The sequence below is a fragment of the uncultured Phycicoccus sp. genome, from assembly GCF_947495705.1.
In the GTDB taxonomy this organism is placed as follows: Bacteria; Actinomycetota; Actinomycetes; order Actinomycetales; family Dermatophilaceae; genus Phycicoccus.
Map to the genome: position 1 here is coordinate 97,084 of NZ_CANLZR010000003.1, position 26,088 is coordinate 123,171.

Here is a 26,088-nt window from a genome sequence, read left to right on the forward strand (position 1 = left end):
CCGCCATTGTGCCGGTCGCCTCACTCCGCACCGAACGTGTGTGAACACGCCGGGCAACACCGGCGTGTTCACACACGTTCGGGGGAGGGGGAGGGAAGGGGGGGCTGCCAGGGGCGTCAGGCAGCCGCGCGGGCGACCTCGACCTCGCGGGCGAGGCGGCCGACGAGGTCCCGCAGCTGTGCGTCGAGCTCGGTGTCGGTGAGGCGACCGTCCTCGAACGCCTGGAAGGACGCGCCGACGCCGACGGTGTCGTCGATGACGTCGGCCCCTGCGACGGTGAGCACGCGGACGCCCTCCTCGCGGGCCCACTGGGCTGCGCGCGGCGACCCGCTGGCCCCGACGACCGCGGCGGGCTTGCCGGCGATGGCCGCAGCACCGCGCGGGCGGGAGACCCAGTCCACGGCGTTCTTCAGCGCGCTCGGCATCGACCCGTTGTACTCCGGGGTGACGAGCAGCAGGGCGTCGGCGTCCGCGACGGCCTCGCGCAGGTCGCGGGCGACCTCCGGCAGGGCGTCGTCGTGGTCCAGCTCCTCGGAGTAGTGCGGCAGGTCGGCGAGCCGGGCGAACACCGTCCCCTCGACGGTCTCGGGCAGGTGGGTGACGGCGGCGTCGGCGAGCTGGCGGTTCGTGGAGGCGGCGCGCAGGCTGCCGACGAGGACGAGGACGTTCACGGGAGCTCCTGGGGTCGAGCGGTGGGCAGAGGTCGAACTAGATGATTGAACCGTCAACCATCCGGGTTCATTCCCCGATGCTGACCGCAGGCCTAGGACGACCAGGTGGAGCGCTCGATGCTCCCGTGCTCGATGCAGCTCGCCGTCCACGCGCCCGGGGTCACCTGGACCTTCATCCGGCGGCGGCAGTGGACGCACCAGCGCGGCGGCTCGAGGTCGCTGCGGCGCGCGCAGCGGGCATGGTCGGCGCCGTCGACCGGCTCGCCGCACTGCCCGCACCACGAGCCGCGGTCAGCACCGCCGGCTACCGGCTCGGACGCCCCCGTCCGCGTGACCACCGTGGGCCTCAGAGGGTCTCGTTGAGGGCCTTGATCGGCATCTCGAGCTCGTCGAGGAGCGCAAGGTCCTCCTTGGGGTCGCGCCCCAACGTCGTGAGGTAGTTGCCGACGATGACGGCGTTGATGCCGCCGAGCAGCCCGTCGCGGGTGCCGAGGTCGCCGAGGGTCAGCTCGCGCCCGCCGGCGTAGCGCAGGATCGTGCGGGGCAGGGCGAGCCGGAACGCGGCGATGGTGCGCAGCGCGTCGGCGGACTCCATCGGCTCGAGGTCGCCGAAGGGGGTGCCCGGCCGCGGGTTGAGGAAGTTGAGCGGCACCTCGTGCGGCTCGAGCTCGCCGAGCTGGGCGGCCAGCTCGGCGCGCTGCTCGATGCTCTCGCCCATCCCGACGAGCCCGCCGCAGCACAGCTCCATCCCGGACTCCTTGACCATCCGGCAGGTGTCGAGGCGCTCGTCGAAGGAGTGCGTCGTGACGACCTGCGGGAAGTACGACCGGCCGGCCTCGAGGTTGTGGTTGTAGCGGTGCACGCCCATGTCGACGAGCTCGTCGACCTGGGCCTGGGTCAGCATGCCGAGCGACGCCGCGACGTGGATGTCGACGGCGGCCTTGATAGCGGCGACGCCCTCGCGCATCTGCTGCATCAGCTTCTCGTCGGGGCCGCGGACCGCCGCGACGATGCAGAACTCGCTCGCGCCGGTGGCCGCGGTCTGCTGGGCCGCGCGCACGAGCTCGGGGATGTTCAGCCACACCGAGCGGACCGGGGAGGTGAACTGGCCCGACTGGCTGCAGAAGTGGCAGTCCTCGGGGCAGCCGCCGGTCTTCAGCGAGACGATGCCCTCGACCTCGACCGCGGGCCCCTGGTACTTCATCCGCACCTCGTGCGCGAGGGCGAGCAGGGCCTCCAGCTGGTCGTCGCCGGTGCGCATGACCTGGGCGATCTGCTCCTGGCTCAGCGGGACCCCGCGCTCGAGCACCTGCTCGCGCGCGACGTCGAGGATGTCGGTCCCGGTCACCTGTGCCGTCATGCGGTCGATTGTTGCGCACCCCCGCGGCGGAGGTATCACCCGACCACGCCCGGCCCTCCTCACCCCCATCATCCCGCGCGGTCCGAACGGTCGCATCGCTGCCTCGGTCCGCGCCGACGGAAGGACAGCACCATGCCCAGCACGAAGAAGGCTGCCGCGGCAGACAAGGGGCTCACGACCAGGACGCGCTTCCGCCGGCTCCTCGCCGGCAACCCCAACTACTTCGGGACCGCGCCGGACACCGGCTTCGCCGTCGTCGAGAAGATCGTCGCGTCGACGAGCTACGAACAGCTGACGAGCGTGGGCTACAACCCGCGCGCCCGCCAGGTCTACGCGACCTTCGACATCAGGAAGAGCTCCGGCTACGGCGGCGGTCTGTGTGCCTTCGGCGGGACCGAGCACGTGCGCTTCTACGGCCAGGCCGGCGGCGGCTGGACCGACCTCGGCACCGCCGCCACCGAGGTGCACGACATCCCTGCCGGGAAGGACTGCCGCAACCGCTCCACCCACCCGCTCAGCTACAGCGTCCAGGTGCCCTACGCGCCGGCCCGCCGCTGGTGCTTCGTCCCGCAGCTGAGGAAGGTCCGCGCAATCCTGTCGTACGGGGTCGTGCCGCCGCCGAACCAGCCGGACTGGGTCCCGGTCTGGGGCAACGTGCTCGAGTGCCACGTGCAGATCGACAAGACGACGCTCTTCTCGGACCTGTTCCTCGACGACAAGTTCACCGCGACGATCGACCCGGCCATCCTCGACGTCATCGTCGCGCAGCTGCCGCCGCCGGTCCCGCCGCCGATCCCCGACCTGCCCGACCTCCCCCCGCTGCCGGACCCGCCGGGCCCCGGGCCGCTCCCGGGCCCGCTCCCGCCGGTCAGCCTCCAGCAGCGCCTCGAGACCTACGCCGAGGGCTCCGGCCGGCGCCGGAAGTTCAGCGTCGAACCGGCTCGCTTCGCCTTGCCCGAGCTCGAGGAGATCGTGGCGAGCCCGTCGTTCACCCCGGCCGCGTCCACGGCGCTCGCCGGGCTGCTCCAGCCGTACGGGATCGACCTCGGTGACCTCGTGGCCGTGCTGGAGGACACGACGGGCAACATCGACTACGAGGAGCTCGTCGACGTCGGGCTCGACGTCAACCGTCACCGCGTCGACGCCACCTACGCCGTCAAGAAGGGCGGCGGCTACAGCGGCGGTCTCTGCACGGCCGGGAGCACCGAGTACGTCGCGTTCTGGGCGGACTGGAACGACACCTGCGAGTGGACCTTCCTCGGCACCGTGCCCGTCGCGGCGTACGACTTCGGCACACTGCCCGACGGGCGGCTCTGCTACACGGCCTCGCTGCCGGTGGACCTTTCCGAGGTGATGGACCGCTGCACCCGCCCGAAGGTGGGCAAGGTCCGGGCCGTGCTGTCGTGGAACACCCCGCCGTCGACGACCGATGCCGACGCCGTGCCGACGTACGGCAACCGGCTCGACACCCATGTTCTGCTGCCGGTCCGCGCTGGGACCCCCGGCACGCTGACCACCGTCGGGGGCGTCAAGACCGACTTCATCAGCGACGTCACCGGCCTCACGACGCCGACGGCGAAGTTCGTCGACTCCGGTGCCGACGTCGACGCGCTCGGCCGGCCGTGCCCCTTCGGCGGGCTCGTCGTCGTGCGCGGCCCGGCCGTCGCCGGGAAGCGGTACCGGCTCCGGGTGGTCGACGGGGCAGGTGGGACGCAGACGCTCACCGAGAAGATCTGGGTCACCCCGGCCGCGCCGGGCAGCCCCGGGTCCTACGTCAACGGGACGCCGGACGGGTGGTTCGACTACCGGCCGCTCGCCGACAACTTCAACCAGACGCTCGGCTACTACCGCAGCACGGGAGACGCGAAGGTCGACATCGTGCTCGAGATCGAGGGCGAGGGCGACGTGGACCACCAGGTGATCCAGCTCGACAACACGTGGCCGACCGTCGCCGTCGACATCACGACGCCCGGGAACTGCGAGGTCGCCTCCCCCGGGACGGTCATCGAGGGCACGGTGGCGGTCCACGACACCTACCTCGGGTCCTGGAGCGTCGTCATCGACGGCGGGCCGCCGGCCTTCGGTCCCCACACGATCGAGACCGGGACCACCAACACGCCCCTTGGGGGCGCCGCGTGGTCGACGGCCACTCCGGCCCAGCCCTTCCCCGCGTCCCTGGCCCCGTGCGGCTACGTGGCCCGGGTGACGGCCGGCGACCGGACGATCGTCGGCAGCACGCCCGGTGGCCACACGTCGACGACGGATGTCGGGTTCAGCGTCGTCTGACCCGCAGCCCGACCCGGAGCGGGTGCCCGCGGACAGTCCGCGGGCACCCGCTCCTGACGCGCGGGGTCAGCCGCCCAGGAGGTCGCCGAGCATGCCGCCCTTCTGCTGCCCGCCGCTCTGGTGGCCGCCGTTGACGACGTTCTCGCTCGGCTGGACGAGCACGTACCCCTGCCCCCCGAACGCCATCTGCAGCAGCTCGCCGGTGCCACCGCGCAGCATCGACCCGAAGCCGCCGGTGTCGACCCGCACGTCCATCGTCACGCCCGAGGTCCACAGGACGACGGCCTGGGCGTCGGCGAAGGTCGGGGACGACGCGACGTCGAGGGCCACGGGGTCGCCCTTCGTCGTCACCGCGACGTACCCGGTGCCGCGCAGCGAGACGTTGTAGAGGCCCCCGGTCATCGCCGCGCCCCGGGCCTGGATCCGGTGGATGTCCCACTGGATCGAGCTCGAGAACGCGAGGACGTTCTGCCCGTTGACCGAGATCATGTCGTTCTCCAGGTACATGACCTGCACCTCGGCGGCCTCGTCGGCGACGAAGAGCTCGCCGGAGCCGCTGCACTCCATCATCCGCACGCCCTCGCCGGTCACCGCGGCCTTGAGGAACTTCCCCATCCCGCCGGAGCCGCGGTTCTGGAAGCGGACGTCGCCCTGGTAGGCGACCATCGAGCCGGTCTTCGCCTGGACGGCGCCGTACCGCATGTCGATGCGGAGCAGCTTCTTGTTCTGGAGCGAGAACGGGTCCTGGCTCTCCTTCTCGCGGAAGTCCTGGAACAGCGAGCCGTGGATCGTCATGGGGTCACCTTCCGTGCACCCGGGTGGAGGGTCCACCCGTCCGGGCCCAACGCTAGAAGTCTGGGGGCCGCCGGGGCTAGGGTTTCGAGTGACGACGAGGGTCGGACCAGGGAGGTCCCCGATGAGCTTCTTCGAACGGGCCAAGGCGGCGGCCGACGACCTCATGGCCAAGGCCGACGTCGCGATGTCGAACGCGGGCGTCAGCGTCCCGGGCATCGGCCCCGACCGGGCGCTGCGCGACCTCGGGGTCCTCGCCTGGCTGGAGGCCACCGGCCGGCAGGTCGACCCCGCCGACCGCGACCGGGTCATGGCGACCCTGCGCGAGCTCGAGGCGTCCGGCCGGCTCGGGCCGCTCACCGTCACCCCCGCCCAGCCGTACGGCCAGACCCCGCCCCCGCCGGGTGCCGCCGCCACCGCCGCCGCCACCGGCGCCGCTGCGGGGGTGCCGCCGGCCCCGCCGCCCCCGCCCACCGGCGCTCCCCAGTCCGCAGCGCCCCCGGCGGCCGGTGGTGTCATGCCGATGCGCGACGCTCCGGCACCCCCGCCGCCCGGGTCGGCCCCCGACGCGCGTCCGACGCTCGAGGAGCCCGAGAAGCCCGAGGACGCTCCGGAGCGGCCCCCGCCGCCGCCTCCGCCCAGCTGGGCCTGAGCACCCGCCGCGCGTCGGTCAGAGCCAGGCGAGCCCGAGCAGGCCGACCGGAGTCGCGACGGCGAGCACGGCCAGCGCGTACGCCACCACCGAGAGCGCGGAGTGCGGGCCGGCCGCGATGAGCCGCAGCCGCACCGGCGCGGACGTCCCCGCGCTCATCCCCAGCTCGGGGGCGCGGCCCTCGGCGATGGCGACCATCGCCCGAGCCGTGGCCACCGCGCCGCTGCGCCGCACGGCGGCCCGGTCCGCGAGGGCCTCGACGAGGAGCCGGACCTCGGCGAGCGCCGCCGGCGAGCGGAGCATCGGGGGCACCGACCGGTCGAGGACGGTGAAGAACTCCAGCAGTAGGTCGTGCCGGGCCCGCAGGTGCGCGCGTTCGTGGGCGAGGACCGCGGCCAGCTGGTCGTCGGGCAGTGCGTCGAGGACCCCCCGGGTCAGGACGACGCGCGAGCCCCGGCCCGGGATGCAGTAGGCGGTCGGGGTGGGGTGCTCGAGCACGACGACGCCGTGGTCGTCGCGCGCCCCGAGGACGTCGACGAGGGCCCGGTGCTCCGCGCGGGCCGACCGGATACGGGTGCCGACGAGATGGCCCGACACCAGGAGCCGGGCGATGACCGCCGCACTGACGAGGAGCGCGAGGGCGACGAGCCCGGGGTGGTCGGCCACGCCCTCGCGGCCGAGAACGGCCGGCAGGGCCGCCGGGGTGACGGACACCGCGGCGAGTACCCCACCGAGCGAGGCGGCCTGCCACGCGGCCAACGCCGCGCGCGGCGACCGGCGCAGGCTCGTGCGGCGGGCCAGGACCCGCGGCGCCACCCACACCAGGGCGACGGCGAGCCCGGCGAGGGCGAGCGGGAGCACCGCACCATCGTCGCAGTGCCCGTTCGGCCGGGAGTCAGCGACCCGGCGGTGGCGCCGAGCCGGGGGCGGCGGACCCGCCGGCGGCCCGGGCCTCGACCTCGGCGAGGGCCGCCTTGAGGTCGGCGATCTCGTCGGTGCTCGCACCGTCGAGGAAGTGCAGCAGCGCGGCCCGACGGTCGGTGACCTCCATGTCGTCGAGGGTGCGGCGCATCGTCCGGGCGGTCATGACCTCGCGGCTGTCGGCCGGCAGGTAGCGCCACGCGCGGCCGTCCCGTTCCCGGGTGACGAGCTGTTTCTTCGCGAGCCGGTCCAGGACGGTCATCACCGTCGTGTACGCGATGTCCCGGTCCTGCTCGATGGACTCGTGCACCTCGCGCACCGTGGAGCCGGAGGCGTTGCCGCCGGCGGCGGTGGCGGCGTCCCAGAGTCGCTCCATGACGACGCGCTCAAGGTCGCCGAGGCGCGGGGCGTTGGTCGAGTGCGGCATGGCTACTCCTTGGGTGGGGGCGAGGGGGCGTCGCCGAGGTCGAGCACCGCGGCCATGCGGTCGAGGTTCTCGGGGCGGTGGCTCAAGAGGACGACCGACCGGTCGCGCACCGCGTCGAGGACATCATCGAGCACGGCGGTCGCCGTGGCATGGTCGAGGTGGGCGGTGGGTTCGTCGAGCAGGACCAGGCGGCGGTCGGCGAGGACGGCGCGAGCCACCCCGAGCCGGGTGCGCTCGCCTCCGGACAGGCCGCGCCCGCCGGTGCCGAGGCGGGTGTCCAGCCCGTCGGGCAGTGCGTCGGCCCAGGCGTGGAGCCCGGCGAGGGTGAGAGCCCGGCGCAGCGCGTCGTCGTCGCACCCGGGCCGGGCGAGCCGGAGGTTCTCGGCCACGGTGGTGGCGAAGACGTGCGGCTCGTCGTCGACGACGGCGATGTCGCGGCGGACGTCGGCGAGGGCGCGGGCGCGCACGTCGGTGCCGTCGACGGTGTGCCGCCCGGTCCGCACATCCAGGGCGCGCGCGAGGACGGCCAGCAGCGTGCTCTTGCCCGAGCCGTTGGGTCCGACGACGGCGACGTGTCGGCCCGGGGTCACGTGCAGGTCGGTGGCGCGCAGGGCGTCCTCGCCGCCGGTCCACGCCGCCGTCGCCTGCTCGAGGCGCACTCCCGCGCCGGGCAGAGCCGGTGCGGCCGATGGCCGGGCCGGGTCGTGGACGGCGGGCTCCTGGTCGAGCAGGCTCGTCACGCGCCGGCCGCTGCCCTGGGCGCGGGCCAGCGCGCGCATCGCGTCGACGAGCGGCGCCAGAGCGTCACCGACGGCCACCGGCAGCAGCACGAGCAGGGCGGCCACCGGGGCGCCGACCTCGGCGGGGTCGACGAGCCACGCGGCCGCAACGGTGGCCGCGGCGGTGCCGATGGGGAGGAGCGCCGCGACCGTGGCTCGGCCGTGGCTCTGGCGTCGCACGGCCCGCCGGACGGTGCCGTGGGCCGTGTCGAGCCGACCGAGCGCGGCGGCTCCGGCCCCGAGGGCCCGCAGCTCGCCGGCTTGTCGGGCGACGAGGTCGGCGAGCCGGGCCACCTCGGCCCGCGCCGCCAGCAGCGCGTCCTGGGAGCCGGACTCGACCCGCCACGCGAGGGCGCAGTCGAGGGCGACGACCGCGACGAGCCCGGCCAGCACGAGTCCGACGGCGGGAGCGAACCACGCGGCGAGGGCGGTGGCGACGACGGCGGCGATGGCGCTGGAGAGAACGGGGACGGTGACCCGGACCTGCGCCTCGACGACGTCCGTGAGGTCGTCGACGACCCCGGTGAGCACTCGGGAGCGGGAGCGGCGACCCAGCCGCGCGGGGGTGAGCGGGACGAGGGCCGCGTAGACCGACGCGCGCTGGTCGGCGAGGTCGGCCAGGGCTGCGTCGTGCGAGACGAGCCGCTCGAGGTAGCGGAAGAACGGACGCACCATCCCGAACGCCCGGACCGCGACGATCGCCGCGAGGAGGGTGAGGATGACCGGGCGTTCGCTCGCTCGGACGACGAGCCACCCGGACGTCGCGGTGAGCGCGATCCCGGCGGACGTGGCGGCGCCGCCGAGCAGCCCGCCGAGGAGGATCGCCGGGGTCGGCCGCAGCCCCGGTCGCCACTCCGTCGCCGTCATCGGCGGGCCTCCTCGAGGTCGCCGCCGAGGACGGCGTGCCCGTCGGCGAGGTCGGCCAGGTCCGGGTCGTGGGTGACGGCGAGGACGGTCCTCCGCGCGGCCAGCTCGACGAGGAGAGCGTGCACGAGCGCCCGCGCCTCGTCGTCCAGGTGCGCCGTCGGCTCGTCGACGAGGAGCACCGGGTCGCTCGACAGCAGCGCGCGGGCGAGGGCCAGACGCGAGCGCTGCCCGGCGGAGAGGCCCGTGCCGTCGTCGCCGATGGGGGCCGCGAGCGCGCCGGGGAGGCGGGCGACGACGCCGTCGAGGCCGACCCGGCGCAGCGCGTGCCAGAGGGCGGGGTCCTCGGCGTCGTTGCCGAGCCGGAGCGCGTCGCGCACCGTGCCGGCCGGGAGGAACGGGCGCTGGCTCACGAGATGGGCGGGCCCGGCCGCGACCCGGCCGGAGGTCGGGGTGCGCAGGCCGGCGGCGAGCTCGAGGACCGTCGACTTGCCGGCCCCGGAGGGCCCGGTGAGCACCGTGAGGCCCTGGCCGGCCACGAGGTCGACACCCCGGAGCACTGGCGTGCTCGCGCCCGGGTACGTGTACGTGACGCCCCGGAGCAGGACTCCCGCGGTTCCCGCTGCCCCGTGCGAGGCGGGGCTCGTCGGGGCCGGCAAGTCGACGGGAGGGGCCGGGGCGGGAGCGACCTCGGCGAGGACGTCGGCGACGGCCTGCGCCCCGTCGGCGGCAGCGTGGAACTCGGCCCCCACCCGCCGGATCGGCCAGTACGCCTCGGGGGCGAGGAGGATCGCGAGCAGCCCCGGCTCCAGCCCCACGGTCCCGTGCGTGAGGCGCAGGCCGACGGTGACGGCGACGATGGCCACCGAGATCGACGCGAGCAGCTCGAGGGCCGCCGAGGACATGAACGCGAGCCGGAGGGTGCGCATCGTCGCGCGGCGGTGGCGGGCACTGACCTCCCGCACCACCTCCACCTGGCGCTCGGCGCGCCCGTAGCCGACGAGGGTGGGCAGCCCGCGCATCACGTCGACGAAGTGACCGGCGAGCGAGGACAGGGCCTGCCAGCGCCGCTCGGTCTCGTCGCGGGTCGCCGCCCCGATGAGCGCGGCGAACGCGGGCAGCAGCGGGAGCGTGAGGACGACGACGAGGGCACTGACCGGGTCGACGACGACGAGGGCACCGACCGCGAGGACCGGGACGACGGCACCCGACACGAGCGCCGGCAGGAACCGCGCCGCGTACGGCTCGACGGCGGCGACGCCCTGGGCCGCGAGCGTCGCCCCCCGGTCGGGGTCGGGCCGCTGCTCGGCCGGGGCCGCGAGCCAGTGCGCGAGCAGGACCGTCCGCAGGGCCGCCGTGACCTCGACCCCGGCCCAGGCGGCCACCCGCTCGGCGACCCACCCGAGCCCGGCGCGCAGGCCGAGCAGACCGGCGAGCCACAGCGCGGGGGTCCGCAGCGATGACCCCTCGACGAGCGCGACGACGAGCGCCGCCAGCGGGAAGGCCGTCGCCACGGCAGCGGCCCCGGTGAGCACCCCGACCGCCGCGAGCCAGGCGACGGGTCGCCGGGCCCGCGGGGCGGTCGTGAGGAGCCGGGGGTCGAAGGGGGTCATCGTCGGCCGGGGTCCGTCCTCACGAGACGGCGACGGCCGCAGGGATGTGCTGGGTCCCGATCCGTCGGCGGAACGTGTAGTACGTGTACCCGGTGTAGACGAGCACGACGGGGGTGAAGACGACCGCGGCCCACGTCATGATCTGCAGCGTCAGCGGGCTGCTCGAGGCGTTCTCGATCGTCAGCGAGGTGCCGCCGGCGAGCGTCGTCGGCATGACGTCGGGGTAGAGCGCGAGGAAGTACGTCGCGACGACCGTCGCGGCCGTCACCGCCGTCCCGACGAACGCCCAGCCCTCGCGGCGGCGCGCGTTGGCGCCGATCGCCCCGAGCAGCGACACCGCGGCCACGACCGTGGTGACCCACGACCACACCGACCCGCTCGTGAGGCCGAGCCAGCCGAGGGTGAGGACGGCGACGACGGCGGTGCCCAGCCCGAGCGTCGTGCCGAGCCGGCGCGCGTCCTCGCGGATGGCGCCGGTCGTCTTGAGCGTGAGGAAGAACGCGCCGTGGGTGAGCGACAGCGCGAGGACGGCCAGCCCGCCGAGGATCGCGAGCGGGTTGAGCAGGGTGAGCACCGACCCGGCGTACTCGAGGTCGGCGTCGATGGGCAGCCCGCGCACGACGTTGGTCAGGGCGACCCCGACGAGGAAGGGCGCGGCGACCGAGCCGCCGATGATCGCGAGGTCCCAGCGCCGGCGCCACGCGACGTCGTCGCGCTTGTGGCGGTACTCGAAGCCCATGTTCCGCACGATGAGGGCGACGAGCAGCAGTAGGAGGGGCAGGTAGAAGGCCGAGAACATCGTCGCGTACCACTCGGGGAAGGCGGCGAAGGTGGCTCCGCCGGCGGTGAGGAGCCAGACCTCGTTGCCGTCCCAGTGCGGGCCGATGGTCGTGAGCATGACGCGGCGGCGCTTCTCGGTGTCCTCGGCATCGTCCCCGGAGCCGAGCGCGGGCAGGAGGGCGCCGACCCCGAAGTCGAACCCTTCGAGGACGAGGTAGCCGGCCCAGAGGAGTCCGATGAGGCCGAACCAGACGAGTTGGAGATCCATGACGTGTCCTTGGTGCGTGGTGGCGGGTCAGTACGCGAACTGGAGGGGGGCGTCCTCGTCGGCGTCCCCGTGCTCGGCCGGGTCGACGAACGGCTCGGCGCCGCGGTGGACGTAGGTGAGGAAGAGCTTGACCTCGACGACGGCCAGCGCGGCGTAGAGGAGGGTGTAGACGACCATCGACACCCACACCTCCGCGACGCTGACCGACGGGGAGACGCCGGTGGCCGTCGTCATCAGGCCGTACACCAGCCAGGGCTGGCGGCCCATCTCGGTGAAGATCCAGCCGAAGCTGTTGGCGAAGATCGGCAGGAGCGGGCCGACGACGGCGACGACCGTCCACCAGCGGGACCGCGGCACCCCCTGACCGCGGGTGACCCACAGGGCCGCGAGGGCCAGCGCCATCATGAGGAAGCCCAGGCCCATCATGAGCCGGAACGACCAGTACGCGACCGGGACGATCGGGGTGTAGTCGTCGGTGAGGACGAGGGGGGCGACGTCCGGGCCGTAGCGCTCGACGACCTTCTCGGCCATCGCGCGTTCGCTGCCCTTGAGGTCGTTGATGCCGTCGACCGTGCCGTCGACACTGCCCGTGCCGAGGAAGGACAACAGGCCCGGCACCTCGATGATCCGGGTCGCCTCCGAGCCGTCGAGCGGGCCGATGGACAGGACCGAGAACGGGGCGTTGTCCGTCGTCTCGTAGAGGGCCTCGGCGGCGGCCATCTTCATCGGCTGGACCTCGGTCATGATCTTGCCCTGGATGTCACCGGACACGACGACGCCGAGCGCGGCGACGAGGCTGACGACCGCCCCGACGCGCACGGCCCGGCGGTACAGGGGCTCGTCGTCGGTGCCGGCCTCCCGGCGCAGGAGCCACAGCGCGACGCCCATGACGACGGCGCCGCCGACCATGTACGCCGAGAGCACGACGTGCGGGAAGGTGACGAGCTGGACCTTGTTGGTCAGCACGGCGAGGAAGTCGGCCATCTCGGCGCGCCCGGTCTCGGGGTTGAAGCGGTAGCCGACCGGGTTCTGCATGAACGAGTTCGCCGCGAGGATGAAGTACGCCGACAGCACGGTCCCGATGTGGACGAGCCACATCGAGCTCGCGTGGAGCTTCTCGGGGATGCGACCCCAGCCGAAGATCCACACCCCGAGGAAGGTCGACTCGAGGAAGAACGCGAGGAGCGCCTCGAAGGCGAGCGGGGCGCCGAAGATGTCGCCGACGAAGCGGCTGTAGTCGGACCAGTTCATCCCGAACTGGAACTCCTGGACGATGCCGGTGACCAGCCCGAGGGCGAAGTTGATGAGGAAGAGCTTCCCGAAGAACTTCGTGAGCCGGTAGTACTCGGGGCGGTGGGTGCGGACCCACTGGGTGTGGAAGTACGCGACGACGGCGGACAGACCGATCGTGACGGGGACGAAGAGGAAGTGGTAGACGGTCGTGATGGCGAACTGCCACCGGGCGACGTCGAGCGAACCCATGGGTGCTCCTGCGAGGTGAATACGACGGTGCGTAGTACAAACTACAACGTGTCGTAGACGACCGCGACCCCCACATTCCGGGGTCACCCCGGAAGGTCAGCGCGGCAGGGCCTGCGAGGTCGTGCAGCGCTGACGAGGTCGTGTCTCGAGCCCTCGCGCGGGCCCGCGGGGATCAGGCGTCGGGGTAGCCGTGCGGGTTCTTCGACTGCCAGCGCCACGTGTCGACGCACATGTCGTCGACGGTGCGGGTGGCCCGCCACCCCAGCTCGGCCTCGGCCCGCGACGGGTCGGCGTAGGACGCCGCGATGTCGCCGGGCCGGCGCGCGACGACCTCGTACGGCAGGGTGTGCCCGCAGGCCCGCTCGAACGCCTGCAGCAGCTCGAGCACCGACGTGCCGTGCCCGGTCCCGAGGTTCCACGTCGACACGGCGGCGTCCGTCTCCCGGAGCCGGAGCAGCGCGGCGATGTGACCGGCGGCGAGGTCCTCGACGTGGATGTAGTCACGCACCCCGGTCCCGTCGACGGTGGGGTAGTCGTCGCCGAAGACGAGCAGCTTGTCGCGGCGCCCGACCGCGACCTGCGCGATGAACGGCATGAGGTTGTTCGGGATGTCCGAGGGGTCCTCTCCGATCGTCCCCGACGCGTGCGCACCGACCGGGTTGAAGTACCGCAGCAGCGCCACCCGCCACGTCGGGTCGGCCAGCGCCACGTCGCGCAGCACCTGCTCCTGCATGACCTTGGTCCAGCCGTACGGGTTCGTCGCCGACGTCGGCAGGTCCTCGTGCATGGGCACGGGGGCCTCGGCGCCGTAGACCGTGGCCGAGGACGAGAAGACCAGGGTGCGGACGCCGTGCCGGCGCATCGCCCGGACGAGCGAGAACGTGGAGCCGAGGTTGTTCTCGTAGTACTCCAGCGGCTTCTCGACGCTCTCACCGACGGCCTTGAGCCCCGCGAAGTGGATGACCGCGTCGAACGGCTCGTGCGCGAAGAGGTGCTCGGTCTTGTCGTGGTCGGTGAGGTCGAAGGACCGGACGTCCAGCGGCTGCCCCGTCAGAGCCTCGATCCGCCCGACGACGGTGGGCTTGGCGTTGGCGAACGAGTCGACGACGACGACGTCGTGCCCGGCCGCCACGAGCTGGACGACGGTGTGGGAGCCGATGTAACCGGCACCGCCGGAGACGAGGACGCGCATGGGTCACACCGTATGGGTTCGGGCGGGTGGTGCGTCAGCGCGGCGTGCCGTCCGGGAGCGACTCGTGGCACTCGCGGAATAGCCGCACGGTGCAGTCGCGGCAGATGTCGCTGTCGAGGCGCGGGTAGATGGCGGCCAGCGCCTCCCCCTTGCGGGCGAAGATGTTCTCGGCGCCGATGACCTCGTCCTGCTCGCTGCGGCGCAGCATCATCGCGAGGTCCGGCTGCACCCCGACGAGGTACAGCCCGCCCCCCATGGCACGCCGCCGCTCCGCCTCCTGGCCCAGCATCTCGCAGCCGGCGCGGTCGCTGAACCCGATCGGCCGGGCGGTCACCATGAGGTGCCGCTTGGCGGGGTCGGCCTCGTCGACCGCGCGGAAGCCGTCGGTGACGGCCTCGACCGCGCCGAAGAAGAGCGAGCCCTCGACCCGCAGCGTCGTCAGCTGCGGGCAGGTCGGAGACTCCGGGCCCACGGGGACGAACTTGCGGCGGGTGTCGTCCAGCGCGGCGGGCTCCGGGGCGAGCTCGCGGATCGAGGGCCGCGAGGTGCGGTACAGGTAGAGGACCAGAGAGACCAGGACGCCGACGAAGATGCCCTTCTCGAGGTCGACGAGCGTCCCGACGAAGGTGACGACGAGGACGACCCGCTCCCGCGGGTGCCGCCGCAGGATCGGGACGATGTGGTGCACGTCGATCAGGCCCCACGCGACGATGAAGAGGATCGCGGCCATCGAGGGCACCGGCAGGTACGCCGCGAGCGGCGCGACGAAGAACAGGATGAGCAGGAGGAAGACGGCCGAGAACACGGCGGCGAGAGGGGTCTTGGCGCCGGCCGCGTAGTTGACACCGGTGCGGTTGAAGGAGCCGCTCGCGGTGTAGGACGAGAAGAAGCTGCCCGCGATGTTGGACAGGCCCTGGCCGATGAACTCCTGGTTGCTGTCGATCCGCTGGCCCGACTTCAGCCCCACGGACCGCGCGATGGCCACCGCTTCGGTGAGCGCGAGCAGCGCGACGATCGTGGCGGGGAAGATCGTGGCCTGGATGGCGCCCGGGGACAGGTCGGGCAGCGAGAACGGGGGCAGGGAGGCCGAGAGGGCCCCGACGGTGCGGATGCCGCTCTCCTCGGCCGGCACCCGCTGGCCGATGAGCACGGTGGCGAGCCCGCCGGCCACCATGGCGATGATCATGTACGGGAGCCTCGGCGCGACCCGCTTGGCGACGATGCCGACGACCAGGGTCACCAGGCTGACCGTCAGGACCCACGGCTCGATGGCCATGACGTTGGTCCCGAGGTGGAGGACGATCTCGTCGATGCGGGCCCCACGGGGGATGTCGAGCCCGAAGAAGTTCTTCACCTGGCTGCCCGCGATGAGCAGGGCCGCGCCCGCCGTGAAGCCCAGGATCACCGTGTGCGAGATGAAGTTGACCAGCGTCCCGAGCCGGGCCAGCCCCATCGCCAGCTGGATGAGGCCGGCGAGCAGCGTCAGGGTGAGGACGAGCCCGATGAACTCGGGGGTCCCGGGCTCGGCGAGCGGGCTGATCGAGGCGAACACGACGATCGAGATCGCGGTCGTCGGGCCCGAGACCAGGTGCCAGCTCGAGCCGAAGAGGGCCGCCACCACGGCCGGGACCATGGCGGCGTAGAGGCCGTACTCGGGCGGCAGGCCGGCGATCGTCGCGAAGGCCACGGCCTGCGGCAGCACGATGAGCGCCCCGGTGACCGCGGCGATGGCGTCGGCTCGCACCGTGCGCGGGGTGACCATCGGCCACCACCGCAGCATCGGCAGGGCACGCTCCCGCAGGGTGGGGCGGACCGTCGGTGTGCTCACGCGGGCTCCAGGACGTCGTGGTCAGGATGCCCCGTAGGGTATTCGACCGCGGCGCCGGTGCGGACCGGCCGCGACGACGGCCGTGGACTCCGAGGCCCTGCGCGCGTCCCTGCGGTCAGTCGTCGTCGGGCAGGACGACGCTGAGGACCCACGAGACGAGGGTGATGACGATCGCGGCGAGCACCGCGTCCCAGAAGAACTCGTCGATGGTGAACGCCAGCCCGATCGCGTCGCTGATCCACTCGGTGAGCTGCAGCATGAACGCGTTGACGATGAACGTGAAGAGCCCGAGCGTCAGGACGATGAAGGGGAAGGAGAAGAACTTCGCGATCGGCTTGATGACCGCGTTGATGAGGCCGAAGAGCAGCGCGACGAGAACGATCGTCAGGGTCTTGGCGGGCCAGTCGGACTGGTCCTCGGCGAGGTCGACTCCGGGCACGACGAGCGCGGCCACCCACAGGGCGACGGCGTTGATGCCGACCCGGATCAGGAAGTTCATCACGGCGTCAGTCTGGCACGCGGGGCCCGCTCGATGACGGACCCGGGCGCCGGCGGCCGAGACCCGGCGCCGGTCACATCTCCTCGTGGGTGTCGGGGTCCCCGCCGAAGAGGCGTCCGTCGGCGCGGCCCAGGGCCGTGATCGCCGCGACCTCGTCGGCGCCGAGCGTGAAGCCCTCGACGTCGAGGTTGCTCGCCTGCCGCTGGGGGCTCGACGACTTCGGCAGCGGCATCGACCCGAGCTGCACGTGCCAGCGGAGGATCACCTGCCCGGGCGTCACGCCGTGCGCCTCGGCAGCGGCCGTGACCGGCGCCTCGTCGAACGGGGCCTGCCGCTTGCCGAGCGGGCTCCACGCCTGGGTGAGGATGCCGAGGCGCGCGTGGACGGCCCGCATCTGCTCCTGGGGGAAGAGCGGCTGGAGCTCGATCTGGTTGAGTGCCGGCGTCACCCCGGTCTCCGCGATGACCCGGGTGAGGTGGGCCTCGGTGAAGTTGCTGACCCCGACCGTGCGCACGAGCCCCTCGCGCTGCGCCTCGACGAGGGCCGCCCAGGCCTGCGGGTAGAGGTCCTGGCTGGGGTTGGGCCAGTGGATGAGGCCGACGTCGATCTGCTCGACCCCGAGCCGGCGCGCCGAGTCACGCAGGGACCGCAGGGCGAGGTCGTGTGCGTGGAAGCGACCCGGGATCTTCGTCGCGAGGCGGACGTCGGCGCGGTCGACACCGCTGCGGCGCAGCGCCTCGCCGACCTCGGACTCGTTCTCGTAGTTGACCGCCGTGTCGAGGTAGCGGTACCCCGCGTGCAGCGCCCCGACGATGGCCTCGACCCCCTCGGGCCCGGCCAGGGGATAGGTGCCGAAGCCGACGAGCGGGACGGCGGTGCCGTCGTTCAGCCGGTGCGCGGCGGTGTCGGGCGTCATGGCGGCCACGCTACGCGCGCCGGAGCGGTGGGTGCGCGACGGCCGACGGGCCGACCGCGGGCCGGTCCTACAGTGGTCGCCATGACCGACGACGTCCCCGCCGAGGCCACGCAGCCCCCCACCCCGGTGCATCTGCGCGCGGCCCTCGCCGCCCTGCCTGTCTACGCCCCTGGCCGCCCGGCCGCCGTCCGCGACGGGCTCACCGCGTACAAGATCAGCAGCAACGAGAACCCGTTCCCGCCGCTGCCGTCGGTGCTCGAGGTCGTCCGGGACGCCGCCACGGCCATGAACCGCTACCCCGACATGGCCGTCACCGCGCTCACCCGGGCGCTCGCCGACCGCCTGGGGGTCCCCGCCGCACGGATCTCCACCGGCCCCGGCTCGGTCGGTGTCCTCGACCAGCTGATCCGGGCGACCTGTGACGACGGCGACGAGGTCGTCTTCGCGTGGCGCTCGTTCGAGGCCTACCCGATCCTCACGACCCTCGCCGGCGCCCGCCCCGTCATGGTGCCGCTCGCGCCCGGCGCCCGGCACGACCTCGACGCGATGGCCGACGCGGTCACCGACCGCACCCGGCTCGTCCTCGTCTGCACCCCGAACAACCCGACCGGCACGACCGTCGGCGCCGACGAGCTCGACGCCTTCCTCGACCGGGTGCCGGCGGACGTGCTCGTCGTCATCGACGAGGCCTACCTCGAGTTCGTCGACGCCCCGGACGCCCCCGACGCGATGGCCGTCCACGCGGCCCGACCCAACGTCGTCGTGCTGCGGACGTTCTCGAAGGCGTACGGCCTCGCCGGGCTGCGGGTCGGGTACGCCGTCGCCCACGAGCCGGTGGCCGAGGCGCTGCGCAAGTCCGCGCTGCCGTTCGGGGTCAACTCGCTCGCCCAGGCGGCGGCCGTCGCCTCGCTCGACGCCGCCGACGAGCTGGACGTGCGGGTCAAGGAGCTGGTGGCCGAGCGCGAGCGGGTCGTCGCTGCCCTGCGCGACCAGGGCTGGGACATTCCCGAGCAGCAGGCCAACTTCGTGTGGTTCGACCTCGGCGACGACACCGCCGCCTTCGCCGCCGCGTGCGAGGACGAGGGGCTCACCGTGCGTCCCTATCTCACCGACGGGGTGCGCGCGACGATCGCCGAGCCGCCCGCCAACGACCGGCTCGTCGAGGTCGCCGGCCGCTTCCTCGCCGCCCGCCGCGGCTGACCTGCCGGGCGCTGACCGAACGTGTGTGAACACGCCGGGGATCCCCGGCGAGTTCACACACGTTCGGGGGGAACCGGCCGCAGGGCACACTGTCGAGGTGCGCATCCTCCTCACCGGCGCGGCCGGGTTCATCGGCACCGCCACCTGGCGTGGGCTGGTCACCGACGGCCACGACGTCGTCGCCGTCGACCTGCTGGTGCCCGAGGCGCACGGCGTCGCCACCCGCGACGACCCGCCCGCCGGACTCCACGTCCTGGACGTGCGCGAGGCCTCCGCCTGGGGTGACCTGTTCCAGGGCGTCGACGTCGTCGTCCACCTCGCCGCGATGGTCGGCGCGGGCGTCACCGCGGCCGACCTGCCGCTGTACGCGGGCCACAACGACCTCGGCACGGCAGCCGTGCTGGCGGCGATGCACGCCGCCAACGTCGACCGGTTCGTCCAGGCGTCCTCGATGGTCGTCTACGGCGAGGGGCGCTACACCTGCCCGGAGCACGACACACAGTCGCCGGGGCCCCGGACCCGCGAGGCCCTCGACGCGGGCACCTTCGACACCCCGTGCCCGGTGTGCGGCGGGCCGCTGGACTGGGCGCTCGTCGGTGAGGACGCCGCACTGGACCCGCGCAGCAGCTACGCCGTGAGCAAGGTCGCGCAGGAGGGGTACGCCGGCGCCTGGGTCCGGCAGGCGCCCGGGGCGGCGGTCTCGCTGCGCTACCACAACGTCTACGGCCCGGGCATGCCGCGAGACACCCCGTACTCCGGGGTGGCGGCGATGTTCCGGTCCTCGCTCGAGCGGGGCGAGCCGCCCACGGTGTTCGAGGACGGCACCCAGATGCGCGACTTCGTGCACGTCGACGACGTCGCCCGCGCCAACCTCGCCGCGGTGCGAGCCGTCGTCGGTCTCGAGCCCGCCACCCACCGTGCCTACAACGTCGCGTCCGGCCACCCGATCGCCATCGCCGACGTCGCCCGTCATGTCGCCGCGGGCTCCGGGCGCGACGTCGAGCCGCGGATCACCGGCCAGTACCGGATCGGCGACGTCCGGCACGTCGTCGCCTCGCCCGCGCGGGCCCGCGACGAGATCGGGTTCACGGCGCAGGTGACGCCCGAGGACGGCCTCGCCCGGTTCGCCACGGCGCCGCTGCGGGCCTGACCCGCCCGCGCGGCCGCCTCACCACACCGTGTGCACGAGGTGCTGGAGCGTGACCGCGAGGACGCCCTGGCCCACGAGGCCCCAGCGCTGCCAGCGCGGCGGCAGCCACAGCGTGGCGAGCAGCAGCCACGGCACGAACGGCAGCCAGATCCGCTCCACCTCGGCCTTGCTCATCATCGACAGGTCGGCGACGGCGACCATGGCGACACCGGCCAGGACGAGCGGGGCGACCGCGCGCTCCCAGCCAGCGGCCGCCGCCCTACCCGCCGCGGACCGCAGCCGTGCGACGGGCACCGAGGCGGCCCCGAGCGCCGCCGGCAGCAGGAGGCCCGCCATCAGGACGAGGGCCCCGAGGTTGCCGAACACCCAGAACCACGCGGGACGCCGGTTCGCGAAGCCCGCCCAGTACCGTTCGTGCAGAACGGGGTAGGCCTCCCACCAGGCGTACCCCAGGGGGGCGAAGGCCAGGACCACCGCGAGCGCCGTGGCTGCCGAGACGGCACCGACGACGACGCGGTCGCGCCGGCCGCCGCGCGTCGCCACGAGCACCGCGAGGGCCAGCAGCGCGACGAGCCCGAGCCCGTACGACTCCATGAGGCACCACCCGAGGAGCAGGCCGGACACGAGGGCCAGCCCGGTCCGGCGGGCGCGCCCGGTGGCCGCTCCCGCAGCGGCGAGGGCGGCCATCCCCCAGGCGGCCGTCGCGGCGAACACGGCGTCGGCCGAGACCGCCATGAGGACCGCCGACGGCCCGAGGACGAGGACGGGGAGCACCGTGCGCGCGGCGTCGCGGGCGCCCAGCCGGTCGAGGGTCACGGCCACCGCGGCCGGCACGGTGGCGGCGACGGCGACGACGACGGAACCGACGGCCGGCCAGGCACCGAGCCCGAGCCGGTCGAGCCCGACGAACATGAGCACCGCCCCGGGCGGGTGGCCGGCGAGGTGAACCGGCCAGTTTCCCGCGCTGTCGAGGGGGATGCGGCTGATGTAGGTGCGCAGCAGCTCGCCGACGTCGTCGATTTGGCGGGCGGCCTGGAGGTACTCGGCCGGGTCGTCGAGGATCAGGCCCAGGCCGGCAGGCCCGTCGACGAGCGCCAGCGAGGCCATCCACACGACCGCCACCAGCCAGGACGAGACGAGCAGCCGCCCCCAGGCCATCCGTTGCACGCGGCCGCGCAGGCCCGGCCACGCGCTCGCCGCGACGAGCGCCACGGCGATGACGCTCGTCGGGCCGGCACGCAGCGCCCAGTCCCCGAGCAGCGGTGCCGCGCTCCCGGCTCCGACGTCGACCCCGACGAGCGGGGGCACGAGCATCGACGCCGCGACGACGACAAGCCCCAGCCCCAGACCCCACCGGGCGCGGCGACCGGCCGCCACCGACGCCGTCGGGCTCCCGGCGCGGGTGGTCGTCGGGGAGCCGGTCATGCCCCCAGGATGCCTGTCGGCCAGGGGCTCCGGTGACCCACAGCGCCGGGTGCCGTCACGATCCCGTAAGGCGGTCGCCCGGTGCCGGTGACCGGCGCAGCGCCTAGGGTCGCTGAGGTGACGTCGACCTGCGACCTCGTCCTGCCGTGCCGGGACGAAGCCGCCGCGCTGCCCGGCGTCCTGGCGAACGTCCCGGCCGGCCTGCACGTCGTCGTCGTCGACAACGGGTCCACTGACGGCACGGCCGAGGTCGCCCGACGGCTCGGAGCGACCGTCGTCCACGAGTCGACCCCGGGCTACGGCGCGGCCGTCCACGCCGGGGTCCTCGCGGCGACGGCCGAGTACGTCGGCATCCTCGACGGCGACGGCTCGATGGACCCGCGCGAGATCGCGCCCCTCCTCGACGCGGTGCGCACGGGCCGGGCCGCGATGGCGTGCGGTCGGCGCCGCCCCGCGGCCCCCGGGGTGTGGCCCTGGCACGCCCGCGCCGGCAACGCCGTCGTGCTCGCGTGGCTGCGGCATCGCACCGGGCTCCCGCTGCGTGACATCGCCCCGATGCGGGTCTGCCGGCGTGAGGACCTGCTCGCCCTCGGGGTCCGGGACCGGCGCTCCGGTTACCCCCTCGAGCTGCTCGTCCGGGCGCAGCGGGCCGGCTGGGTCCTCACCGAGCACGACATCAGCTACCACCCCCGGGCCGCCGGCACGCGCTCGAAGGTGTCCGGCTCGGTCCGCGGCACGGTGCGCGCCGGGCGCGACTTCGCGAAGGTCCTGGCCACCGAGGGGCTCCGGTGACGACCCGACGACCCGCCCGGTCCGACGCCGGAGCGGCCCGATGAGGGGCAGCGTCCTCGTTCTGGCCAAGGCGCCGGTCGCCGGCCGGGCCAAGACACGCCTCGCCGCCGACCTCGGCGACGACCTCGCTGCCGAGCTCGCCGCGGCCTCGCTGCTGGACACCCTGGAGGCCGGAGCCGCCGCCTACCCGCCGGGACGCCGCGTCCTGGCCCTCGCCGGCGACCTGCACGGGGCCGCCTGCGAGGCCGGGCTGCGGGCCGCCGCCGCCGACTGGCTCGTCATCCCGCAGACGGCGCCGAGGTTCGCCGACCGGATCGTCGACGGCCACCGGCAGGCCCACCGGCTCGCCGGGGGTCCCGTCGTCCAGATCGGCATGGACACTCCCCAGGTCCACGCCGCCCTCCTGCGCGGCCTCGCCGAGCTCGCCCACGACCACGAGCGCCCCGTCCTCGGGCCCGCGGTCGACGGCGGCTGGTGGGTTCTCGTCACCACCCAGCCCGCACAGGCGACCGTGCTGGCCGGCGTGCCGCTGAGCCGGGCCGACACCGGGCGGCTCACCGCGTCCGCGCTCGAGGCCGCCGGCCACCCGCCCGTCCTCGGCCCGCTGCTGCGGGACGTCGACGAGGTCGGGGACGCCGACGAGGTCGCCGCGGCGGCCCCGCACAGCCGGTTCGCCCGCCTGTGGCGCGAGCACGCGGGCCGTGCGGGCAGCCAGGCCGTGCCGGTCGACCGCGACGAGAGTCCCGGATGACCGAGCGTCGCCTCACCGGCGTCGCGGCCCGGATCGACGCGAGGATCCCGCGGCCCGAGGACTTCCGCAGCGACCTGCGCGGCCCCGGCACCGCGGCCCGGGCCGGGACCTGGCTGGGCGTCGCGTTCGGGGTGTGCTTCCTCACCGGTCTGTACAGCCACCTGCTCCAGGACCCGGTGGCCCGGATCCCGTTGCCCACCGGCCCGGCTCGGCTCTACCAGGTGACCCAGGGCGTGCACGTCGCAGCCGGGACGGCCGCCGTGCCGCTGCTGCTGGTCAAGCTGTGGTCGGTCTTCCCCCGGCTGTTCGAGCGGCCGCCTCGTCAGCCGCGCCGCCTCGTCCTGCACCTCCTCGAGAAGGGCTCGATCGCGCTGCTCGTGGGTGCTGCGGTCTTCCAGCTCGTCACCGGGCTCGCCAACAGCGCCCAGTGGTACCCGTGGTCGTTCGGGTTCCGCCAGGCCCACTTCGCCCTCGCCTGGGTGGCGGTCGGCTCGATCCTGCTCCACGTCGCGGTCAAGCTGCCGGCGGTCCGGGCGGCGCTCGGTGCCCCCCTCGACCGGGCACCGGCCGCGCCGGGGGCCCCGTCACGCCGCACCCTCCTGCGGCTCACCGGGCTCTCGGCGGTCGTGGCCGTCGTGGCCACGACCGCGGCGGAGGTGCCCGGGCTGCGCCGCCTCGCGGTCCTCGCCGTCAGGTCCGGGGACGGGCCGCAAGGGGTCCCGGTCAACCGCAGCGCCGTGGCCGCCGGGGTCGCCGGTGTCCTCGAGGACCCTGCCTGGCGGCTCCGGGTCGTCGGCCCGGACCGCACCGTCGAGCTGAGCCTGGACGACCTGCGCGCCATGCCACAGCACGAGGCGGTCCTGCCGATCGCCTGCGTCGAGGGCTGGAGCGCCAGCGGTACCTGGGGTGGGGTTCCCCTGCGGGACGTCGTGGCCCTCGTCGGGGCCACGGCCGAGGCCGACGTCGTCGTCCGCTCGCTCCAGTCGCGCGGCGCCTACCGCGCGAGCACGGTGCCGGCCCGCTGGGTGGCCCACGAGGACTCGCTGCTGGCGCTCACCCTGGCCGGGGAGCCGCTGCACCCCGACCACGGCTACCCGTGCCGGCTCATCGCGCCCGCCCGCCCCGGGGTGCTCCAGACGAAGTGGCTCCGCGAGGTCGAGGTGGTGGGGGCGTGAAGGCGGCTCGCATCGCCCTCGGCGGGGCCGGTGCCGCGGCCCTCGCCTGGGGGCTGCTGCTCCTCGCCGGGCTGGGGCCGCAGGTGCTCGCGGTCGCCGTCTGGGCCGTCGGCGGGATCGTCGGGCACGACGCCGTCATCGCCCCCCTGGTCGTGGTGGTCGGCGCGCTCGCCGCGGCGCGCGTCCCCGGCTGGCTGCGGCCCGTGCTCGTCGGGCTGCTCGTCGTGCTCGGACCGCTCACGCTCGTGGCGGTCCCCGTCCTCGGCCGGTTCGGGGCGCGGGTCGACAACCCGACGCTGCTGGACCGCCCGTACTGGGCCGGCTACCTGGCCGTCGTCGCCCTGGCGCTCGTCGTCACCGCGGCGCTCGCGCTACGGCGGCGCCCGCGCCCGTCGGCTCAGCCGTAGGGGTGGGGGCGACCCGCGAGGGTCGTCGCGAGCCGCTGGAGGGCGGCGTCGTCCCAGCCCGGCGGGTCGGTGATGGCGACCCAGGCCCGCTCGTTCGCGGGCCCGGAGTACAGGTGCCCGTACCCCATCGGCACGCTGCCCGCGCTCGGCAGGTCGAGCAGCACCTGGACCATCGACACGAGCGGGAACCACCCCATCCGCGGCGACACGTCCGGGCCGCGCTGGCCGTCGCTGAGCCACTCGGGTGGGGCGAACGCCAGGTCGCTGTCGAAGAAGACGACGGGGTCCGAGGCGTGCTGCAGGTACACGATGCGGGTCGGCCCCCAGCGCCCCGCGGCCGGGTCCGGGCCGTCGCGCTCGGACATGAACCGCACCGTCCGCCCGTCCCCGTGGGCGGGCAGGGACGCCGGGCTGCCGGGGTCCCGGTCGGCGACGAGCCCGGCGTGCACCGGGTTGACGAAGGGGGGCCCGACGAGGAGCGCGCCGTCGATCGGCTCGTTGATGAGGTCGATCGAGCCGAGGATGCTCTCGACCCCGTACGACCCGAGCGAGAGCCCGTACAGGTACAGCCGCGGGCGGGACGACTCGGGCAGGGTCGACCAGTACCGGTGCACGGCCGCGAACACCGTGCGGGACGTCTCGCTCGCGGCCTCCTGGTCGGCGAGGAGCGAGATCCAGCTCGGGAGGTAGGAGTACTGGACCCCCGCGATCGCCGTGTCGCCGTTCCACAGGAACTCGAGCGGGTCGGTGCCGTTGCGGTCGAGGTAGCCCGTCCCGGTGGTCGTCGCGAGCACGAGCACCTTGCGGTCGAAGGCCCCGGTCCGTTGCAGCTCGGACAGGACGAGGTCGGCGCGGGCCTCGGCGGTGTCGGCGCTGCGCAGGCCGACGTAGACCCGTACCGGCAGCCGGGCACCGCCCCCGGTGGCGTCGTTGATGTCCTGGACGTCCGGCCCCCCGGACACGAAGCCGCGGCCCTCGGCGCCGAGGTCCGTCCAGGCGACCGCCGACCCCGGGCCCCCGGACCTGACCGGGGACGTCGGGGGCTCGGCCCCCGCCGGGACGACGGTGTCGGACGGGGCGAAGAGCGCGTTCGCCCCGGCGAAGAAGCCCGTGACGAGGACGCCGCTGAAGAGCGCCCACGACGCGACGAGCAGGGCGGCGGCCCCGACGACGGTCGCGAGCCGGCGCGGCATGCGCCGGCCGAGGCGACGGCGAACGGCCCGGAAGCCGACCCGGATGCTGCGGGACACGATGAGGAGAACGGCCGACACGAGGACCGTGACGGCGGCCACGAGCGGCCACCCGCCGGGGCCGATCGGCGGCATGCCGTAGAGGTGTCGGATGTCGTTCTGCCAGCCCACCTGCTTCCACGCGGCGAGCACCAGCACGAGGACACACAGGGCGACGGACCCGCTGACGAGGACGGCGTGGAACCGGCCGCGGGGCCGCGGCACGCCGAGGTAGGCGAACGTCGCTGCCGCCGCGGTGCCGATCCCGTAGCCCACGACGAGGCTGACCCCGGAGATGACGCCTTGGACGGCGGCGAGCCGGGGGAGCAGGGACGGCAGCAGCGACGCCGCGACGAACACCCCGCCGACGGTGAGACCGGCGCCCGAGAACCGCGCCTCGGCGACCCGGGTCGGGCGCCCGAGCGGCGGCTCGAGCCGCCGCAGCAGCCGAGCGGCCGCGCTCGCGTGACGCAGCGTGGCGGTGCGCGCGGACGAGCCGGCCGCGCGGGGCCGCTCCTGGTCCACGAGGGAGCGTGTCGTCGGTGTCGTCATCCATGCCTCCGGGCCGGCGGTCGGCCCTGGTCAGCAGGGTACGACCAGGGGCGCCGGGCCCGTGGCCGCCCGGGCCG

24 protein-coding genes are annotated in these 26,088 nt (G+C 74.3%); 8 read left to right on the top strand and 16 right to left on the bottom strand.

Annotation, left to right across the window (positions count from 1 at the left end):
• Positions 1-116: 116 nt before the first annotated feature.
• From Q0963_RS05670 to bioB, 3 genes are all read right to left on the bottom strand, one after another.
• Complete coding sequence (locus Q0963_RS05670; protein WP_299443933.1) at positions 117-671, bottom strand: NADPH-dependent FMN reductase; 555 nt, start codon at positions 669-671, stop codon at positions 117-119.
• 92 nt (positions 672-763) lie between these two features.
• On the bottom strand, positions 764-1,009 hold the full coding sequence (locus Q0963_RS05675; RefSeq protein WP_299443936.1) for a hypothetical protein: 246 nt from the start codon (positions 1,007-1,009) through the stop codon (positions 764-766).
• An 8-nt stretch (positions 1,010-1,017) separates the two neighbouring features.
• Positions 1,018-2,031 (bottom strand): biotin synthase BioB, encoded by a 1,014-nt coding sequence (gene bioB / locus Q0963_RS05680; RefSeq protein ID WP_299443939.1) that lies wholly within the window; start codon positions 2,029-2,031, stop codon positions 1,018-1,020.
• Positions 2,032-2,163: 132 nt separating this feature from the next.
• Between bioB and Q0963_RS05685 the strand changes: the two genes are divergently transcribed.
• Positions 2,164-4,317, top strand: a complete 2,154-nt coding sequence (locus Q0963_RS05685) for a hypothetical protein (protein ID WP_299443942.1) — start codon at positions 2,164-2,166, stop codon at positions 4,315-4,317.
• A 66-nt stretch (positions 4,318-4,383) separates the two neighbouring features.
• On the opposite strand, the gene Q0963_RS05690 is transcribed toward Q0963_RS05685, so the two are convergent.
• Positions 4,384-5,112: an AIM24 family protein gene (locus tag Q0963_RS05690; RefSeq protein WP_299443944.1), complete on the bottom strand. Its 729-nt coding sequence runs from the start codon at positions 5,110-5,112 to the stop codon at positions 4,384-4,386.
• 121 nt (positions 5,113-5,233) lie between these two features.
• Here Q0963_RS05690 and Q0963_RS05695 point away from each other — a divergent pair, with 121 nt between their 5' ends.
• Positions 5,234-5,761 (top strand): hypothetical protein, encoded by a 528-nt coding sequence (locus tag Q0963_RS05695; protein WP_299443947.1) that lies wholly within the window; start codon positions 5,234-5,236, stop codon positions 5,759-5,761.
• Positions 5,762-5,779: 18 nt separating this feature from the next.
• Here the strand turns inward: Q0963_RS05695 and Q0963_RS05700 are convergent, their stop codons facing one another.
• The 10 genes from Q0963_RS05700 to Q0963_RS05745 form a co-directional block, all read right to left on the bottom strand.
• A complete protein-coding gene (locus Q0963_RS05700; RefSeq protein ID WP_299443950.1) occupies positions 5,780-6,622 on the bottom strand; it encodes a M56 family metallopeptidase in 843 nt (280 codons plus the stop codon).
• Between the two features lie 34 nt (positions 6,623-6,656).
• Positions 6,657-7,109 (bottom strand): BlaI/MecI/CopY family transcriptional regulator, encoded by a 453-nt coding sequence (locus Q0963_RS05705; RefSeq protein WP_299443953.1) that lies wholly within the window; start codon positions 7,107-7,109, stop codon positions 6,657-6,659.
• A 2-nt stretch (positions 7,110-7,111) separates the two neighbouring features.
• Positions 7,112-8,755, bottom strand: a complete 1,644-nt coding sequence (gene cydC, locus Q0963_RS05710; RefSeq protein WP_299443956.1) for a thiol reductant ABC exporter subunit CydC — start codon at positions 8,753-8,755, stop codon at positions 7,112-7,114.
• Entirely contained in the window at positions 8,752-10,365 is a 1,614-nt protein-coding gene (gene cydD / locus Q0963_RS05715) for a thiol reductant ABC exporter subunit CydD (protein WP_299443959.1), read from the bottom strand. The genes cydC and cydD overlap by 4 nt, the downstream gene beginning before the upstream one ends.
• A gap of 19 nt (positions 10,366-10,384) precedes the next feature.
• On the bottom strand, positions 10,385-11,413 hold the full coding sequence (gene cydB, locus Q0963_RS05720) for a cytochrome d ubiquinol oxidase subunit II (RefSeq protein WP_299443962.1): 1,029 nt from the start codon (positions 11,411-11,413) through the stop codon (positions 10,385-10,387).
• A 27-nt stretch (positions 11,414-11,440) separates the two neighbouring features.
• The gene (locus Q0963_RS05725) at positions 11,441-12,895 is read right to left on the bottom strand and encodes a cytochrome ubiquinol oxidase subunit I (protein WP_299443965.1); all 1,455 of its coding nucleotides are present in this window, start codon (positions 12,893-12,895) and stop codon (positions 11,441-11,443) included.
• Between the two features lie 172 nt (positions 12,896-13,067).
• Positions 13,068-14,087 carry a UDP-glucose 4-epimerase GalE gene (gene galE, locus Q0963_RS05730; RefSeq protein WP_299443968.1) on the bottom strand — a complete coding sequence of 340 codons (1,020 nt, stop codon included), beginning with the start codon at positions 14,085-14,087 and terminating at the stop codon, positions 13,068-13,070.
• 34 nt (positions 14,088-14,121) lie between these two features.
• Complete coding sequence (locus Q0963_RS05735; RefSeq protein WP_299443971.1) at positions 14,122-15,915, bottom strand: SulP family inorganic anion transporter; 1,794 nt, start codon at positions 15,913-15,915, stop codon at positions 14,122-14,124.
• A 115-nt stretch (positions 15,916-16,030) separates the two neighbouring features.
• The gene (locus tag Q0963_RS05740) at positions 16,031-16,414 is read right to left on the bottom strand and encodes a phage holin family protein (RefSeq protein WP_367180032.1); all 384 of its coding nucleotides are present in this window, start codon (positions 16,412-16,414) and stop codon (positions 16,031-16,033) included.
• Positions 16,415-16,487: 73 nt separating this feature from the next.
• Positions 16,488-17,330, bottom strand: coding sequence for an aldo/keto reductase (locus tag Q0963_RS05745; RefSeq protein WP_299443977.1), 843 nt, complete (start codon positions 17,328-17,330; stop codon positions 16,488-16,490).
• Positions 17,331-17,411: 81 nt separating this feature from the next.
• Here Q0963_RS05745 and hisC point away from each other — a divergent pair, with 81 nt between their 5' ends.
• Together hisC and Q0963_RS05755 are read left to right on the top strand one after the other, a co-directional pair.
• Positions 17,412-18,530 (top strand): histidinol-phosphate transaminase, encoded by a 1,119-nt coding sequence (hisC, locus tag Q0963_RS05750; protein ID WP_299443980.1) that lies wholly within the window; start codon positions 17,412-17,414, stop codon positions 18,528-18,530.
• Between the two features lie 97 nt (positions 18,531-18,627).
• The gene (locus tag Q0963_RS05755; RefSeq protein WP_299443983.1) at positions 18,628-19,680 is read left to right on the top strand and encodes an NAD(P)-dependent oxidoreductase; all 1,053 of its coding nucleotides are present in this window, start codon (positions 18,628-18,630) and stop codon (positions 19,678-19,680) included.
• A gap of 18 nt (positions 19,681-19,698) precedes the next feature.
• On the opposite strand, the gene Q0963_RS05760 is transcribed toward Q0963_RS05755, so the two are convergent.
• Positions 19,699-21,105 (bottom strand): hypothetical protein, encoded by a 1,407-nt coding sequence (locus Q0963_RS05760; RefSeq protein WP_299443986.1) that lies wholly within the window; start codon positions 21,103-21,105, stop codon positions 19,699-19,701.
• 117 nt (positions 21,106-21,222) lie between these two features.
• On the opposite strand from Q0963_RS05760, the gene Q0963_RS05765 reads away from it, so the two are divergent.
• Genes Q0963_RS05765 through Q0963_RS05780 form a run of 4 tightly spaced genes read left to right on the top strand, consistent with a single transcriptional unit; the run spans position 21,223 to position 24,230 of the window.
• Entirely contained in the window at positions 21,223-21,897 is a 675-nt protein-coding gene (locus Q0963_RS05765; protein WP_299443989.1) for a glycosyltransferase family 2 protein, read from the top strand.
• 40 nt (positions 21,898-21,937) lie between these two features.
• A complete protein-coding gene (locus Q0963_RS05770) occupies positions 21,938-22,648 on the top strand; it encodes a DUF2064 domain-containing protein (RefSeq protein WP_299443992.1) in 711 nt (236 codons plus the stop codon).
• On the top strand, positions 22,645-23,823 hold the full coding sequence (locus tag Q0963_RS05775; protein ID WP_299443995.1) for a molybdopterin-dependent oxidoreductase: 1,179 nt from the start codon (positions 22,645-22,647) through the stop codon (positions 23,821-23,823). Before Q0963_RS05770 ends, Q0963_RS05775 begins: the two co-directional genes overlap by 4 nt.
• Positions 23,820-24,230, top strand: coding sequence for a hypothetical protein (locus Q0963_RS05780; RefSeq protein ID WP_299443998.1), 411 nt, complete (start codon positions 23,820-23,822; stop codon positions 24,228-24,230). Before Q0963_RS05775 ends, Q0963_RS05780 begins: the two co-directional genes overlap by 4 nt.
• Here the strand turns inward: Q0963_RS05780 and Q0963_RS05785 are convergent.
• On the bottom strand, positions 24,221-26,011 hold the full coding sequence (locus tag Q0963_RS05785; protein WP_299444001.1) for an alpha/beta-hydrolase family protein: 1,791 nt from the start codon (positions 26,009-26,011) through the stop codon (positions 24,221-24,223). The two genes, Q0963_RS05780 and Q0963_RS05785, sit on opposite strands and share 10 nt — an antisense overlap.
• Between the last annotated feature and the right edge of the window lie 77 nt (positions 26,012-26,088).

Bases quoted from the DNA above. Each gene is read 5' to 3' on its own strand.
- bioB (WP_299443939.1), bottom strand. From the start codon at position 2,031: ATGACGGCACAGGTGACCGGGACCGACATCCTCGACGTCGCGCGCGAG.
- cydC (WP_299443956.1), bottom strand. From the start codon at position 8,755: ATGACGGCGACGGAGTGGCGACCGGGGCTGCGGCCGACCCCGGCGATC.
- Q0963_RS05785 (WP_299444001.1), bottom strand. From the start codon at position 26,011: ATGACGACACCGACGACACGCTCCCTCGTGGACCAGGAGCGGCCCCGC.
- galE (WP_299443968.1), bottom strand. From the start codon at position 14,087: ATGCGCGTCCTCGTCTCCGGCGGTGCCGGTTACATCGGCTCCCACACC.
- Q0963_RS05745 (WP_299443977.1), bottom strand. From the start codon at position 17,330: ATGACGCCCGACACCGCCGCGCACCGGCTGAACGACGGCACCGCCGTC.
- Q0963_RS05760 (WP_299443986.1), bottom strand. From the start codon at position 21,105: ATGACCGGCTCCCCGACGACCACCCGCGCCGGGAGCCCGACGGCGTCG.
- Q0963_RS05770 (WP_299443992.1), top strand. From the start codon at position 21,938: ATGAGGGGCAGCGTCCTCGTTCTGGCCAAGGCGCCGGTCGCCGGCCGG.
- cydB (WP_299443962.1), bottom strand. From the start codon at position 11,413: ATGGATCTCCAACTCGTCTGGTTCGGCCTCATCGGACTCCTCTGGGCC.
- Q0963_RS05690 (WP_299443944.1), bottom strand. From the start codon at position 5,112: ATGACGATCCACGGCTCGCTGTTCCAGGACTTCCGCGAGAAGGAGAGC.
- hisC (WP_299443980.1), top strand. From the start codon at position 17,412: ATGACCGACGACGTCCCCGCCGAGGCCACGCAGCCCCCCACCCCGGTG.
- Q0963_RS05695 (WP_299443947.1), top strand. From the start codon at position 5,234: ATGAGCTTCTTCGAACGGGCCAAGGCGGCGGCCGACGACCTCATGGCC.
- Q0963_RS05775 (WP_299443995.1), top strand. From the start codon at position 22,645: ATGACCGAGCGTCGCCTCACCGGCGTCGCGGCCCGGATCGACGCGAGG.
- Q0963_RS05705 (WP_299443953.1), bottom strand. From the start codon at position 7,109: ATGCCGCACTCGACCAACGCCCCGCGCCTCGGCGACCTTGAGCGCGTC.
- Q0963_RS05725 (WP_299443965.1), bottom strand. From the start codon at position 12,895: ATGGGTTCGCTCGACGTCGCCCGGTGGCAGTTCGCCATCACGACCGTC.
- Q0963_RS05685 (WP_299443942.1), top strand. From the start codon at position 2,164: ATGCCCAGCACGAAGAAGGCTGCCGCGGCAGACAAGGGGCTCACGACC.
- cydD (WP_299443959.1), bottom strand. From the start codon at position 10,365: ATGACCCCCTTCGACCCCCGGCTCCTCACGACCGCCCCGCGGGCCCGG.
- Q0963_RS05740 (WP_367180032.1), bottom strand. From the start codon at position 16,414: ATGAACTTCCTGATCCGGGTCGGCATCAACGCCGTCGCCCTGTGGGTG.